This is a genomic window from Micromonospora sp. HM134, assembly GCF_007833915.1.
In the GTDB taxonomy this organism is placed as follows: domain Bacteria; phylum Actinomycetota; class Actinomycetes; order Mycobacteriales; family Micromonosporaceae; genus Micromonospora; species Micromonospora wenchangensis.
Genome location: NZ_CP041061.1, coordinates 1,391,743 through 1,406,353, shown reverse-complemented (window position 1 = coordinate 1,406,353; position 14,611 = coordinate 1,391,743). Strand labels below are relative to the sequence as shown.

Annotated in this window: 9 protein-coding genes; 8 read left to right on the top strand and 1 reads right to left on the bottom strand. The window is 72.7% G+C overall.

All coding sequences use genetic code 11. The features are described 5' to 3' along the window. Positions 1-288: 288 nt before the first annotated feature. The 3 genes from FJK98_RS06565 to FJK98_RS06555 are packed head-to-tail and all read left to right on the top strand — an operon-like array spanning position 289 to position 3,853. Positions 289-891: a DUF4956 domain-containing protein gene (locus FJK98_RS06565; protein ID WP_145918227.1), complete on the top strand. Its 603-nt coding sequence runs from the start codon at positions 289-291 to the stop codon at positions 889-891. Continuing rightward, positions 888-1,727, top strand: coding sequence for a polyphosphate polymerase domain-containing protein (locus FJK98_RS06560; RefSeq protein ID WP_145918226.1), 840 nt, complete (start codon positions 888-890; stop codon positions 1,725-1,727). Before FJK98_RS06565 ends, FJK98_RS06560 begins: the two co-directional genes overlap by 4 nt. After that, a complete protein-coding gene (locus FJK98_RS06555) occupies positions 1,718-3,853 on the top strand; it encodes a CotH kinase family protein (RefSeq protein ID WP_370517008.1) in 2,136 nt (711 codons plus the stop codon). Before FJK98_RS06560 ends, FJK98_RS06555 begins: the two co-directional genes overlap by 10 nt. An 81-nt stretch (positions 3,854-3,934) precedes the next feature. On the opposite strand, the gene FJK98_RS06550 is transcribed toward FJK98_RS06555, so the two are convergent. Then, positions 3,935-6,355 carry a tetratricopeptide repeat protein gene (locus tag FJK98_RS06550; protein WP_240762654.1) on the bottom strand — a complete coding sequence of 807 codons (2,421 nt, stop codon included), beginning with the start codon at positions 6,353-6,355 and terminating at the stop codon, positions 3,935-3,937. 349 nt (positions 6,356-6,704) lie between these two features. Between FJK98_RS06550 and FJK98_RS06545 the strand changes: the two genes are divergently transcribed. The 5 genes from FJK98_RS06545 to FJK98_RS06525 all read left to right on the top strand — a co-directional run bounded on the left by FJK98_RS06545 (position 6,705) and on the right by FJK98_RS06525 (position 14,506). Further along, positions 6,705-7,997, top strand: a complete 1,293-nt coding sequence (locus tag FJK98_RS06545) for a hypothetical protein (protein ID WP_145918224.1) — start codon at positions 6,705-6,707, stop codon at positions 7,995-7,997. 453 nt (positions 7,998-8,450) lie between these two features. Further along, positions 8,451-9,782 (top strand): MFS transporter, encoded by a 1,332-nt coding sequence (locus FJK98_RS06540; RefSeq protein ID WP_145918223.1) that lies wholly within the window; start codon positions 8,451-8,453, stop codon positions 9,780-9,782. Continuing rightward, positions 9,779-11,596 carry a prolyl oligopeptidase family serine peptidase gene (locus FJK98_RS06535; protein ID WP_145918222.1) on the top strand — a complete coding sequence of 606 codons (1,818 nt, stop codon included), beginning with the start codon at positions 9,779-9,781 and terminating at the stop codon, positions 11,594-11,596. The genes FJK98_RS06540 and FJK98_RS06535 overlap by 4 nt, the downstream gene beginning before the upstream one ends. Positions 11,597-11,840: 244 nt before the next feature. After that, on the top strand, positions 11,841-13,811 hold the full coding sequence (locus tag FJK98_RS06530; RefSeq protein WP_145918221.1) for a RiPP maturation radical SAM C-methyltransferase: 1,971 nt from the start codon (positions 11,841-11,843) through the stop codon (positions 13,809-13,811). Between the two features lie 11 nt (positions 13,812-13,822). Beyond that, positions 13,823-14,506 carry a DUF5825 family protein gene (locus tag FJK98_RS06525; protein WP_145918220.1) on the top strand — a complete coding sequence of 228 codons (684 nt, stop codon included), beginning with the start codon at positions 13,823-13,825 and terminating at the stop codon, positions 14,504-14,506. Positions 14,507-14,611: the final 105 nt, after the last annotated feature.

The following is a 14,611-nucleotide window of genomic DNA, read 5'->3' as shown; positions in this document are numbered from 1 at the left end:
GCGCCGGTCGACACCGAAAGTTTCGAGGCTCCCGACCCGGACGCCCCGCCCAGCGCGCTCCCCTCAGCCCCCTCCCCCACCCCGGGGCAGGAGTCTCATCAGCGTCTCACCATGTCACCCACGCAGAACACTGATTGACGTTTCTCAATGTTATGCCTACAGTTCCGAAAGAGTAACCGAAAGTTTACCGAAAAGATGATCGGCTCCGGCTGACCGCCGTGGCTTCTCCCCGGGCTGACGCAGGCGGTGCCGGACCGGCACGCCGACGAGCCGGGAGGAACCAGAGACATGACGCAGGTCGTCCTGTTCGCGATCGACATCTGCGCGGTGGCGCTGCTCGTGTTCGGGCTCTACTTCCCCCGACATCGACGCCGCGACCTCGTCGTCGCCTACCTGGGGGTCAACGTCGGGGTCCTCGCGGTGGCCGGCGCCCTGAGCGCCAGCAACGTCGGTGCCGGGCTCGGGCTGGGGATGGCCCTGTTCGGGGTGCTGTCCATCATCCGGCTCCGCTCGACCGAACTGGACCAGCACGAGGTGGCGTACTACTTCTCGGCGCTCGCGCTGGGCATCCTCGGCGCGCTGGGCACCCGCTCGGTCTGGCTCAACGTCGGCCTGATGGCACTCATCGTCGCGGTGATGTTCCTCGGCGACCACCGCCGGGTGTTCCGGCACTACCGGCACCAGATCCTGGTGCTCGACTCGGCCGTCACCGACCACGTCGCCCTCGTCGCCCACCTGGAACAGCTGCTCAACGCCCGGGTGCACGTCGCCACCGCCCAGCGGGTCGACCTGGTCAACGAGACCACCGTGGTCGACGTGCGCTACTCGGTGGCCCGCCGCGCCCCGGCGTCCACCGCCGGTTCGCCGGTGCCGGCGGGAGCACGTCGATGACCCCGCCGCCGTTCGCGTCGACCCTGGCCGGCCTGCCCCCGGTCGGGCTCGCCGAGCTGATCGACCGGGCCGCGCTGCAGAGCAGGGTGGACCGCAAGTACGTCGTCCCGCTGGACGAGCTGCCCGGCCTGCTCGACCGGATCGCCCCGTCCGCCCGGGTGCTGGACATCGGCGGCGCGCGCACCTTCCGCTACGAATCGGTGTACTTCGACACCCCGTGCCTGGCCAGCTACCACTGCGCGGCGTACCGGCGGCGGCGGCGCTTCAAGGTGCGCACCCGCACCTACCTCGACTCGGCGGAGTGCTGGCTGGAAGTCAAGATCAGCGGAGCCCGGGGCCTGGTCACCAAGCACCGGCTGCCCTACCGCTGCGAGGACCGTCGTACCGTCCGGTCGGGGCGGGACTTCGTCGACGAGGCGCTCGACCGCGAGTCGATCCGGTCCGCCCCCGCCGGTGGTCACCTCGAACCGGTGCTGGTGACCGGCTACCGGCGTACCACGCTGCTGCTGCCGGCGACCGCGAGCCGGGTCACCATCGACACCGACCTGCACTGGCAGGACGACCGGCGCGCCCTGGGACTGCCCGGGGTCGCCGTGGTCGAGACCAAGACCCGGTCGGCGGCCGGCCCGGTCGACCGGCTGCTGTGGCAGCGCGGCACCCGACCCGCCCGCATCTCGAAGTACGCGACCGGCCTGGCCGCCCTGCGACCGGACCTGCCGGACGTGCCGTGGCGGCGGACGCTGCGCCGCCACTTCCGCGACGCCACCGGGTCGGCGGCGCCGGCACCGGCGCCCACCACCATCCCCCGAGTCACCCAGGAGACATCGTGCGTCTGACCGTTCGTACGCCCACCCGACGCACCGTCGGGATCGCGGCCGTGGCCATGCTCCTCACCGGGCTCCTCGTGCCGCACACGGCGCAGGCCAGTGCCGGACCGCCCGCCGCGACCGCCGCCCCGCCCCCCGCCCGCGCCGGGGTCACCACCGGCCTGGACACCTCCGCCGCCGACGCCGTCGCCGCCGCCGGGGCGGCGGACGACCTGGTCGGCGACATCGTCTTCTCCCGGCCCAGCGGCACCTTCCAGGGGGAGGTGACGGTGTCGCTGAGCACCGCGATCGGCGGCGCGCAGGTCCGTTACACCACCGACGGCCGGCTGCCCACCGCGCAGTCGCCGCTGTACGCCGGCACACCGCTGCGGTTCACCCGGACCACCCAGCTACGCGGGCAGGCATTCGTCGGCCAGACCGCCTCCGGTGCGCCCGGGACCGCCATGTACGTCGCCCAGAACGTCTCCACCGCCCACGACCTGCCGGTGGTCCTGCTCGACTCGTACGGCGCCGGCAAGCCCGGCCGCGAGTACCTCGACGCCACCGCCATGGTCTTCGAGCCGGGCGGCGGTGGCACCACCTCGCTGGCCGCGACCCCGACGGTCGCCACCCGCGCCGGGTTCCACCTGCGCGGCCAGTCGTCGGCGTCGTTCGAGAAGACGCCGTACCGCGTCGAGCTGCGGGGCAACGACAACGACGACGCCGACTACCCGGTGCTGGGCATGCCGGCCGACTCCGACTGGGTGCTGCGCGGGCCGTTCAGCGACAAGGCGTTGATCCGGGAGGCGCTCGTCTACGATCTCGGGCGCGAGATGGGCATGCCGGCACCGAGGTACCGGTTCGTGGAGTTCTACCTGAACACCGACGCCGCCCCGGTGGCCGCCGGTGACTACATGGGCGTCTACATGCTGGTGGAGACGATCAAGAACTCGAAGAACCGGCTCGACCTCAAGCAGCTCGACGAGGACGACCTGACCCTGCCCAAGATCCAGGGCGGGTACATCTGGAGCTTCGAGTGGCTGGCCGCCGAGGAGCCGACGCTGACCTGCACCGGTGCGGCGGCGACCTGCTGGAACTACCTGGAGGTGCGCGACCCGTCACCGTTGCAGGCACCCCAGCGGGACTGGCTGCGCGGCTACGTCCAGGAGTTCCACGACGTGCTGCGGGCGGCGAACTCCGCCGACCCGGTCACCGGCTACCGGAAGTACATCGACGTCGACTCGTTCGTGGACCAGATGGTCCTCAACGAGCTCAGCCGGGAGATGGACTCCTACATCCGCAGCGCGTACTTCTACAAGGACCGCGACACCAAGATCTTCGCCGGCCCGCTGTGGGACTACGACCTCACCTTCGGCGTCGGTGGTTACTTCGGCAACGACCAGATCGCCGGCTGGCAGTACCAGCAGACCCGGCAGCCGCTGGCCAACGACTGGTTCCCGCAACTCGTGCGCGACCCGGCCTTCGTCAACCAGCTCCGGTCCCGCTGGCAGACGCTGCGCCGGGGCCTGCTCGCCGACACCGCCCTACAGACCCGGATCAACGCGCTGGCCGCACCGCTGACCAACGCCGCGCAACGCAACTTCCAGCGCTGGCCCAACCTGACCGCACCGATGGTCGGCCCGTTCTACACCCCGACCGCGTCCACCTGGCAGGGCCAGGTCCAGGCCATGCGGGACTGGATGCTGCGCCGGGCGGCCTGGTTGGACTCCACCGCCGGCTGGGGCGGCCCGGTCACCACCCCGCCCCCGTCACCCACCCCGACCACCCCGCCCCCCACCACCCCACCGCCGACGACGACCCCGCCGCCACCCACCACGACCCCGCCCCCGGGTGCCGCTCGCTGCACCGCGACGTACACCGTGACCAGCCAGTGGACCGGCGGGTTCCAGGGCGAGGTACGGGTCACCGCCGGTGCCTCGGCGATCAGCAACTGGACCGTGACCTGGGCGTACGCCAACGGCGAGCGGGTCACCCAGGCCTGGAACGCGACCGTGACCAGCCAGGGCACGACGGTCACCGCCCGCAACGTCGCCTACAACGGCTCGCTCGCCGCCGGCGTCAGCACCTCGTTCGGGTTCCTCGGGTCGTCCACCGGCAGCCCCGGTGTCCCGGTGCCGAGCTGCACCACGGGTTGACCTCGGGCCCGCCCGGCCACCTGGCACCGGCCGGCCTCCGCCGCCGGTGCCAGGTGCCAGGTGCCAGGTGCCACCGGGTCGTCAGTCCTCGGCCACGGTCCCGGTCGTGGCCCGGTCCAGCCGCGCCCGGACCCGGGCGGCGTCCGGGTGGCCGAGCCCGTCGAGGATGTCCAGCGCCCGCCGCCAGGTCCGCACCGCGCCGTCGGGGTCGCCCGCCGTGTGCCGGGTTTCGGCGAGCCGGGCCAGGGTGTCCGCCTCGTCGTACCGGTCGCCGATCCGCCGGTACAGCGCCAACGCCTGGCCGTAGCAGCGGACCGCCTGCCGGTGGTGGCCGAGCCGGTCGTGGATGAAGCCCAGGCTGTCCCAGGTATTCGCCTCGCCGTGCCGGTCGCCGGTCGGCCGCAGCAGCGTCAACGCCTGGGCGCAGTGCTCCAGCGCCGGCCCGTACTGGCCGAGCTGGGCGTGCGCCCAGCCGACCGCGTTACGGGCGCTGGCCTCCCCCGCCGGGTGACCGGCGGCCCGGTACAGCGCCAACGCCCGCTGCCCGTGCCCCAGCGCCTCGGCGTGCCGGCCGAGCCCGTCGAGCATCGCCCCGAACGCCCGGTGGGTACGCGCCTGACCGGTGTGGTCGCCGAGCGCGCCGAACAGGATCAACGCCTCCCGGTAGTGCTCCACCGCCTCGTCCACCCTGCCCAGCCGGCTGAGTACCCGGGCGAGATCGCGGTGGGCGTTCGCCTGCCCGGGTCGGTCGCCCGCCCGCTGCGCCCCGGCCAGGGCGCTCTGCTGGGCGGCGGCCAGGTCCGACCAGTTGCCCCGGCGCTGGAGGAAATCCACCAGGCTCCAGGCCAGTTGCCAGGCGTGACCGTCGAACCCGTGCCGTCCGGCGTGGGTGACCGCCGCCAGCAGCACCGGGTACTCGGCGGTGAACCAGGCCAGCGCCCGCCCGTGGTCGGTCGGCTCCTCGGGGTGCACCCCGGGCAACGGGTCGGCCAGGGCCACCGGGTCGCGGCCGGGTTGCAGCAGCAGCGCCGCCGCGTGGGCGGTGTGCACGTAGTGGTCCAGTCCCCGCCGGACCGCCGCCCGCCGGTCCTCGCCCGGGTCGAGGTTCTCGGCCAACTCCCCCGCGTACGCCCGCAGCAGGTCGTGTGCGACGAACCGGCCGGGCGCGTGCTCGGTGACCAGGTGGGCGTGGGCCAGCTCGGCCAGCAGCCGGGACACCTGGCTGCGGGGCAGGCCGGCCAGGCTCGCCGCCCCGGCCAGCCCGACGTCGGGCCCCGGATGGCAGCCCAGCAGCCGGAACAGTCGCGCCGCCGCGGGCGTCAGGTTCCGGTACGACCAGGAGAAGACCGACTGCACGTCCGTCCCGGTGTCCCCGCCGTCGAAGGAGTCCAGCAGGCGCGGCGACTCGCGTAGCTCGTCGACGATGGTGGCCAGCGGGAACGTGGGGTGCGCCGCCCCGCGCGCGGCGAGCACGGCCAGCGCCAGCGGCAGCCGTACGCAACGTTCGATCATCTCGTCGACCGCCCGCGGTTCGACGGTCAACCGGTCCGGGCCGAGCCGCCGGGCGAGCAGTTGCCACGCCTCGGCGGTGCTGAGCAGGTCGACGGCGATCTGCCGGGCGCCCTCGGCGGTGATCAGGCCGGCCAGCCGGTTGCGACTGGTGACCAGGAACAGGCAGCCGGGACTGCCGGCCAGCAGTGGCCGTACCTGCTCGACGTCGCGGGCGTTGTCCAGCAGCACCAGCATCCGTCGGCCGGCGAGCAGGCTGCGGTAGAGCCCCACCTGCGCGGGAAGGTGGGTGGGGACCCGTTCGGGCGGCACCTCCAGGGCTTCCAGGAAACCTCGTACCGCCTCGGCGGGCGTCACCACCGCGCCGGTGGCGTCGAATCCGCGCAGGTCGACGTAGAGCTGCCCGTCGGGGAAGCGGTCGGCGACCCGGTGGGCCCAGTGCACCGCCAGGGTCGTCTTGCCGACGCCGGCCGTACCGGACAGGGTCATCGTGGTGGTCGACTCGCCACCGCCGGACGTGCCGTGGCCGGCACAGCCGACGTCGAGTTGGGCGAGCTGCGCGGCCCGGCCGACGAAGCCGGGCAGCGCCGGGGGCAGTTGGCGCGGCACCGGGAGCCGGGGCGGCGGTGTGCCGGCCCGGCCGCCGCCGACCCGGGAGCGGACGACCGCGCGACCGGCCCGGCCGGTGGAGGTGTGTTCCGGGCTGGCGAGCCGGCGGCGCTCCTCGACCCGGTCCCGCGCGGTGGCCAACGCCCCCTGCTCGGCGGGGCTGGCCCCGAGCAGTCGGATCAGGGTGTCGAAGCGCTCCGGCGGGGGCAGGATGTTCCCGGCGAAGTACTCCCCGATCACGCCCCGCGACCAGCCGGTCTTCGCCGCCAACTGGCGGTAGGTCAGCGGGGTTTCACCCTGTTGCCGGGCCTCCCGGCGGCGGAGCTGACGCAGCAGGGCGGCCAGTTCCTGCACGGTGTGTACCCCGGTGTCCAGTAGGGACACCGGGGACGCCGGACGGGCTGCCCCGTTCATCCCCTGTGGTACGCCCGAAGGTACCCGTTGGTCGGACATGCGGCCTCCACCCCCCGGCCATCCGTCGCCCCGGATTGCCGACAGGGGGAGGGTAGGACCGGTGGCACAGCGTCGGGTAGGCGACCGCCGATGTATGACAGTTCCATGTCGGCCCGGTTTCGCCGGGCCGCAGTCGCCCAGCGTTCGTCCCCCGTCCGTCCGGCGCTGTCCGGGGGTGTCCGGCGGTGTCCAGGATGCGCCGCCGGACACCCCCGGCACCTGCCAATGTCCCCAGGGCGGGTTGAGGCCCGCACCAAGAAACCCTGGGGAAGGGGTACGTATGTCTCGTCCACAACCGACCGTGCTGCGGTCGACCGGGCTGCTGCGCCGGGCCGCCGCCGCGGCGTTCGGCGTCACCATGCTCGTCGCCGGGGTGGCCACCGTACCGGCCACCGCCGCGCCCGCTCCCGCCGCCGGGGGCAAGGCGACCACCGCCGGGTCGTTCATCGACAGCACGCCGGTGCCGGGCGGCTTCGCCTCCTGGAAGGAACTGCTCGAACTCCAGCAGCGGATGAACACCGCCGCCGCCCGGATCACGAAGATCGCGCAGCGCGACGCGAAGTCCGGTTTCGCCGGTGTGGTCGCCGACCCCACCACCCGCAAGCTACAGGTCTACTGGAAGGGCGAGGCACCGGCCAGCCTGGTGGCGACCAGCCGGGCCACCGTGCCGACCGAGGTGCTGCCCGCCGCGTACAGCCGGCGCGAGCTGGACGTGGCGGCGGCCAAGCTGCGCCGTTCGGCCGGTGACCGGTTCACCACGGTCGGGCCGCGGGCCGACGGCGCCGGTCTGCTCGTCGGCACCCAGAACGGCCTGCTCGGCGCGGCCGGCATGGCCGGCGTCCCGGTGACCGTCCAGACCGGGATCTCCGCCGCTCCGGCCACCCGGTGGGACGACACCGCGCCGTGGTGGGGCGGCGGCGCGTGGCGCAACGCCACCACCGGTGGCGGCTGCTCGACCGGCTTCGGGGTCTTCCAGGGCGGGGCGGCACGGATGCTCTCCGCCGCGCACTGCGGCAACATCAACAACGCCGCGACCGACCCGACCGGGCAGTCGATGGGCATCGTCGGCACCCGCAACGCCGGCACCGACACCCTGCTGCTGTCGGGCAGCTCGGGCGGTCGGGTCTTCAACAACAGCACCGACGCCAACGGCGCGGTGGTCAGCGAGTTCAGCAACCAGGTGATCGGCGCGCAGGCCAGCCAGGTCGGCAACTTCGTCTGCACCTCGGGGGCGTACTCGGGGACCCGGTGCTCGATCCAGGTCAAGGCCCGGAACCTGTGCATCAACGTGCGTGACTTCGGCACGGTCTGCGGCCAGGTGCAGGCGGAGAACACCACCCGCACCAACGCGGTCGGCCAGGGCGACAGCGGCGGCCCGGTGGAGATCGTCAACCCGGCGAACACCCTCCAGGTCTGGGCCACCGGCACCAACACCGCCATCGACGACGGCGGCGCGGCGACCGCCTGCACCGGCTACCGGCCCACCGGTCGGGTCTGCGCCTGGCGGATGTACTACGAGGACATCTTCTCCGGGCTGGCCGGCGTCGGCGCCTCGGGCGTGATCCTCGGCTGACGGACCTGGTCCCCGGTCGACGGGGGCTGGCGGAGGAGGGTGGACCGGCGCGACCCCGTGCGCCGGTCCACCCGTTCGTCGTCACCTGGTCGGGACAGGATTCACAGAATCGTCGACCGGGAGGACGGCAGCATCTTGTGACATCGTCATGCGTCACTAATTAACGACGAATCCCACTGGATGGAAAACAACCGGCACCCGGGCCGGTCGGAGGTTCGGTGCGTAGTGCAGATTCTTTGACAGAGGCGCACAAGCCGCCCATCATCCCCACAACCGATTAACCGCCATAACTGGCCGCATTTGAATCCTTGCTTTCCGCACACGACATTGTTAGCCTCGAACACACCCCGCCCCCCATTGGGGATCAAAATTGTCACCCGGATCACGCGAACTCTTACCGACAGACCTCGCACACAGATTTGGGAAAAACATGGAAACTGTGCGGCCGAGGCTATGACAGCCACCCCCACCGCAGCGGTGAAGCCGGGCGAGAACCCCCACCGGGGCGGCGATTTCCACCGTTACTGGATCGCCGGGGCGATCGACCAGATCGGATCGCAGGCCACCGGCATCGTGCTCCCGCTGGTCACCCTGGCCGTGACCCGGTCACCGGCGGCGGCCGGACTGGTGGGCGCGCTGGCCCTCACCGGTCGACTCGTCGCCGCGCCGGTGGCGGGAGTGCTGGCCGACCGGCTGCCGCGCAAACGCATGATGGTCGTCTCGCTGCTGGTCGCGGCCGGCGCGATGACCGCGATCCTGGTCTCCGTCGCGGCCGGCGTGCCGACCCTCGGGCTGCTGGCCGCCGCCGCGTTCGTCGAGGGGGTCGCGCAGAGCGGTTACGAGGCGGCCGGTTCCGGCGCGATCCGGCGGCTACTGCCCGCCGACGACCAGAAGGCGCTGGCCCGGCTGGAGGCCCGCAACCACGCCGCCCGGATCGCCGGCCCGCTGCTCGGCGGCGCGCTCTACCAACTCGCGCGCTGGCTGCCGTTCCTGGCGGACGTGGTGTCCTACCTGGTCGCGGCGGTGCTGGTAGCCACCATCCGCACCGACCTCACCCCCGAACGCGCCCAGCGCACCTCGTTCCGTACCGACCTGCGGGAGGGGCTGCGGTTCGTCTGGGGGCAGCCGTTCCTGCGCTTCGTGACGATCTGGGCGGCCGGCATCAACGTCACCTTCGGCGCGCTGGTCTACTACGCCATCCTGACCGCCGGCCGGCAGGGCGCACCGGCCGCGTCGATCGGCCTGATCCTCACCATCGCCAGCGTCGGCGGCCTCACCGGCGCGTTGGCCGCCCCGATGATCTTCAGCCGGGTCCGGCCGGTCACCGTCATCGTGTTCGCCTCGTGGGTCATGGTCGCCCTGGTCGTCGCGATGTCCCAGGCCCGGCAGACCTGGAGCTACGGCCTGCTGTTCGGGCTGGTCTTCCTGCTCAGCCCGCTGCTCGGGGTGATCTTCCAGTCCCGGGTGATCGCGCTGACGCCCGACGCGCTCCAGGGTCGGGTGGCCACCGTGATGGGCACCGTCGGCGAGGTGCTCCAGACGCCCGCACCGCTGCTGGCCGGGGTGCTTGTCGCCTGGTACAGCCCCGCCACGGTCGCCCTGGTGTTCGCCGCCGCGCTGGCGGTGCTGGCCACATACACCACCCTCGTCGTGCGCCGACTCCGCACCGGCTCCGGCGCGACGGCCGGCACCGGCCAGGACGCCGCCGACCCCGCCGCCGACGGCGACCGGACCGCCGACGGCGACGCCGGGGCCAGCCCCGACCCCGAGGAGGCCCACCGATGAGTCGCGGCCACCGGCTCTTCTACCCGGCGCTGCCGGTCGTCGCCGAACACGCCCCGCACCGGGCCGTCTACGTCGGCGACGCCGACGGCCGCTGCGAGATCCTGGCCTGGGACCGGGCCACCGGCACCGCCCGGCAGGTGACCGACCGCCCGGCCGGCACGATCCGGGCGGCACTCGACCCGGCGGGGGCCACCATCTGGTGGTTCGACGACGACCTCGGCGGCGTGGGCACCTGGCGGACCTGCGACTTCGACCGGCCCGACCGGTCGGTCGAGGCGTTGCCGGCGGTGCTGCCCGCCCGGCACGCCGGCATCGCGATGGCCGCCGACGGCACCACCGCCGTCGGCCTCTCCGACGACGGCGGGATGACCGTCTTCCTGCGTACCGGCGACGGTCGGGTCAGCGAACGCGTCCACGTCGGCGGCTACGCCTACCTGGTCGACCTCGACCCGGCCGGGCGGCTGCTGGTGGTCGGCGGGGACGCCGCCACCGACCCGGCGGTCACGGTGTTCACCGCCGACGGTGCCCGGGTGGCCGGCATCGGCGGCGGGCCGGACCGTCGGGTGTGGGCGCTCGGCTTCGCACCGGGCGTCGACCCGGCCCGGCTGCTGCTGGTGGTCGAGGACGAGGGGGGCTACCTCCCGGCCACCTGGACCGCCGCCGAGGGGGTGGTCCGGCACGGGTGGTGCCGGTTCGACACCGAGATCACCGCCGGCTGGTTCCCCGACGGGCGGCGGCTGCTCGTCCGGCAGGACCGGCACGCCCGCACCCTGTTGCACGAGGTGGACCTCGTCGCCCGCACCCGGACGGCGGTCGACACCCCGCCGGGCAGCGTCCTGGACGCCGCGGTCTGGCCGGACGGTGACGTCGCGTACGTGTGGACCGACTCGGTGACCCCGCCGCAACTGCGCTCCGTGCGGGGGGTGGAGCTGCCGGAGCACCCCGGCGGTCGGACCGACGCGGGTGGGCCGGACGCCGTCGCGGCACCGGCGGACTACCGCCGCGAGGAGATCCGGGTGCCCGGACCGGGCGGCCCGATCCCCGCCCTGGTGGCCCTCCCGGCCGACCGGGAAGGCCCCCGGCCGGCCGTCTTCCTGGTCCACGGCGGACCCTTCCAGCACGCCCGCGACGCCTACGACCCGCTGGTCGAGATCCTGGTCAGCACCGGGTGCGCCGTGGTCCGGGTCAACTACCGGGGCTCCAGCGGGTACGGCGCGGCCTGGCGCAACGACTTCTCCGCCGGGGTCGGTCTCACCCAGTTGGAGGACCTCGCCGCCGTGCGCGCCCACCTGGTCGCCGAGGGGGTCGTCGAGGACCGGCGCACCGCGCTGTGGGGCACCTCGTGGGGCGGCTACCTGACCCTGCTCGCGCTCGGTCGGCAGCCGGAGCTGTGGCGGCTCGGGATCGCGATCAGCCCGGTGGCCGACTACGTCGCCGCGTTCGAGGCGGCCACCCCGGCGGTCCGGGCGCTGGACGTGCTGCTGTTCGGCGGGACCCCGGACGAGGTGCCGCAGCGCTACGCCCGGTCCTCGCCGGTCACCTACGTCGACCGGGTCCGGGCGCCGGTGCTGCTGGCCGTCTCCACCGGTGACGTGCAGTGCCCGCCGGCGCCCGTGGAGCACTACGCGCGGCTGCTGGCCGAGCGCCGCATCCCGCACCAGGTGGTCCGGCGGCGGGCCGGACACGAGGACTTCGACGCGCAGAGCCACCTGGCTCTGATGCAGACCGTGCTGCTGTTCATGCAGCGGCACTTCGACGGCGTGCAGGACGAAGGCACCCCGGTCGCGCTCGCGATGGCGCGCCCGGTGGGCTGACCCCGGCACGTGACCCGGTCCCTGCGATCCGGAGAGGAGGTGAACGACATGCGCAAGAACGTTGTCGAGAACGACCCGATCAACGGCAACCGCGACCAGCTTCGGGCCTCGAACGTCACGGTCACGGTCACGGTCAAGGTCAGCTTCTAGCGGCCGTACGGGGTGCGGGCCATCCGCCCAGGCAGGTGGCCCGCGCCCCGTATCCCGTCATCCGGCCCGGCCATCACGAGAAAGGAGAGTTCACGTGCGGGTTCTGCTGGTCAATACGCCCTGGACTTCCATCGACGTCCCCTCGTTGGCGATTGGAATCCTCACCAACAGTGTCCGCCAGAAATTGCCGGATGCCGAGGTGGAGGCCGTCCACGCGAATCTCGACTTCGTCGACTGGGTGGTCGACCGGACGGAGTTCGGGCTGAGCGACTATTACTACTACTCACTGTTCACCTATTTTGCCGGCTGCGGCGACTGGGTCTTCTCCTCCGCCCTGTACGACGATCCGCAATGGCGCGTGAAAGAGTTCACCGACCGCGTCCGGACCCAGATGACGGAGCGGGAACTCGCGCTGAACCTGGAGTTGCACCGGTTGGCGCCGGAGTTCGTCGCCGAGCTGGCCGACCGGATCGTCGCCCGGGAACCCGACGTGGTCGGCTTCACCTCCACGTTCCAGCAGAACGCCGCCGCGCTCGCCACCGCCCGGGCGGTCAAGAAGCGGGCCCCCGGCATCCGTACGGTGATGGGCGGCGCGAACTGCGACGGCGAGCAGGGCGCCGCGATCCACCGCAACTTCTCGTTCGTCGACTACGTGGTCCGTGGCGAGGGCGAGGCGGTGTTCCCCCGGCTGCTCGCCGCGATCGACGCGACCCTGCCGGCGGCCGGCGCGGTGCCGGCGCTGCCGGCGGCCGGCGCGACGCTGCCGGCGGACGCGCTGGCCGGCATCGAGGGGTTGTGCTGGGCCGACGCCGACGGCCGGTCGGTGGCGAACCCGATGAGCAGCAAGCCGCTGCCGCCGGCCGAGATCGTCGCCCCGGACTACGGGGGCTACTTCGAGCGGCTGGCCGCCTCCCGGGCCCGCAACTGGGTCGAGCCCCGGCTGGTCGTCGAGGGCGCGCGGGGCTGCTGGTGGGGCGAGAAGCACCACTGCACGTTCTGCGGCCTCAACGGGTCGTTCATGCAGTTCCGCAGCAAGCACCCGGGCCGGTTCTACGACGAGATCATCGAGCTGGTCGAGCGGCACCAGGTGCTGGACATGTTCGTCGTGGACAACATCCTGGACATGAGCTACGTGACGTCGCTGCTGCCCCGGCTCACCGAGTCCGACTACGACCTGCGGTTGCAGTACGAGATCAAGTCGAACATGAAGGGCCCGCAGGTGCAGGCCCTGGCCGACGCCGGCCTGGTCAGCGTGCAGCCCGGCATCGAGAGCCTGAGCAGCCGGGTGCTCAAGCTGATGGACAAGGGGGTCAGCGGCTGCCTCAACATCCGGATGCTGCGCGACGCCGAGACCAGCGGGATCACCATCGCCTGGAACTACCTGTACGGGTTCCCGGGCGAAACCGACGCCGACTACCTGCCGGTCATCGAGCAGATGCCGGCGCTGCACCACCTGTGCCCGGCCGACGGCAGCACCCGCATCGCCATCGAACGGTTCAGCCCGTTCTTCGTCCGTCCCGAGCTGGGTTTCACCGATCTGCGGCCGGCGGCGCAGTACCGGCTGATCTACGACCTGCCCGAGTCGGAGCTGATGGACCTGGCGTACCTGTTCGACGTCCCGCCGCAGGGCATCGACGGCGAGACGGCCGACCGGCTGGACCGGGCGGTCACGCAGTGGCAGCACGAGTACGCCCGCAGCCGGCTCACCCACCACGACCTCGGCGACGAGATCGTGCTGGTCAGCCGGCGCAAGCACTTCGACTGGCACGTGCTGCGGCTGACCGACCCCGTCGAACTGGCCGTCTTCCGGCAGCTCGACCAGCCGCACAGCATCGCCGCGCTGAGCCGACGGCTGTCGGTCGACGAGCCGGTCCTGGTGGCGTTGTTGCAGCGCTGGCGCGATCTCGGCCTGGTCTACGAGGACGCCGGGCAGTTCATCCAGATCGCCCCGCAGGCGATGAACCAGGATCTGCTGCGCATCGACCACCTGCACCTGGAACGCGAAGCCGCGGAGACCAGGGCCGCCGCCGAGGCGGGCGCGCCGGCCGTGCTCACCGCGGTCTGAGGGGAGGGAACGTGTCCACCACCGACGCCGGTCTGCGGCCCATCCTGGTCGGTCTCGCCCGGGACCACGACCCGGCAGTCCTGTCCATCCCCGGCATGACCCTCGGTCCGGCCGAGCTGAGCGAGCCGGCCGCCGACGCGGTCGCCCGCTGGCGTTCCGAGGGGGTCCGCCGGGTCGACCTGCCCGACGCGGTGGACCTGACGGTCACCGGGGACGACGCGACGGCCGTCGACACGGTCCGCCGCCTGGTGCTGGTCCGGGAGCTGACCAGCCACGGCATCGCCGTCGACTGGCGGCTGCGGCTGCCCGGCGTGGAGGCCGACGAGTGGCTTCCGTACAGCCACCTGCGGGCGCCGGTCGAGCTGCTCCCTCCGCCGGGGGGCGAGGGTGACCCGGCCGGGCAGCTCGATGCCTGGGTCAGGGGTTTCTACTTCGACAAGTGCACCTACCGTCGGGGGCCGGGGTTCGTCCAGGTGCGGGACCGCCGCTCCGGTCGGTTGAACCTGTTGACCATCGACGATCCGGCCTACCTGGCGGTGCTCGACCAGTTGCTGGACGGCGCCGCCGTCACGGAGGTCGACCTCGCCATCGCCCGTGACTTCGGCGCGGAGGGTCTGGTCACGAAGATCGGCGAGCTGCTGGTGTGGCTGCCGCACCGGCTGCGCCGGTGGCCCCTGCCGTCGATGGTGATCTGAGCGACCGACGCTCCACCCGCCCGTCCACCGCCCGCGACCCCGGGCCGGTGGGCGGGCGGTCCCGTTTCAGAGCCTGTCGATCAGCCCGGCTGGCGATTCTCGAAA

Coding starts and splice junctions, on each gene's coding strand:
- FJK98_RS06565 (WP_145918227.1), top strand. CDS start 289: ATGACGCAGGTCGTCCTGTTCGCGATCGACATCTGCGCGGTGGCGCTG.
- FJK98_RS06560 (WP_145918226.1), top strand. CDS start 888: ATGACCCCGCCGCCGTTCGCGTCGACCCTGGCCGGCCTGCCCCCGGTC.
- FJK98_RS06545 (WP_145918224.1), top strand. CDS start 6,705: ATGTCTCGTCCACAACCGACCGTGCTGCGGTCGACCGGGCTGCTGCGC.
- FJK98_RS06540 (WP_145918223.1), top strand. CDS start 8,451: ATGACAGCCACCCCCACCGCAGCGGTGAAGCCGGGCGAGAACCCCCAC.
- FJK98_RS06535 (WP_145918222.1), top strand. CDS start 9,779: ATGAGTCGCGGCCACCGGCTCTTCTACCCGGCGCTGCCGGTCGTCGCC.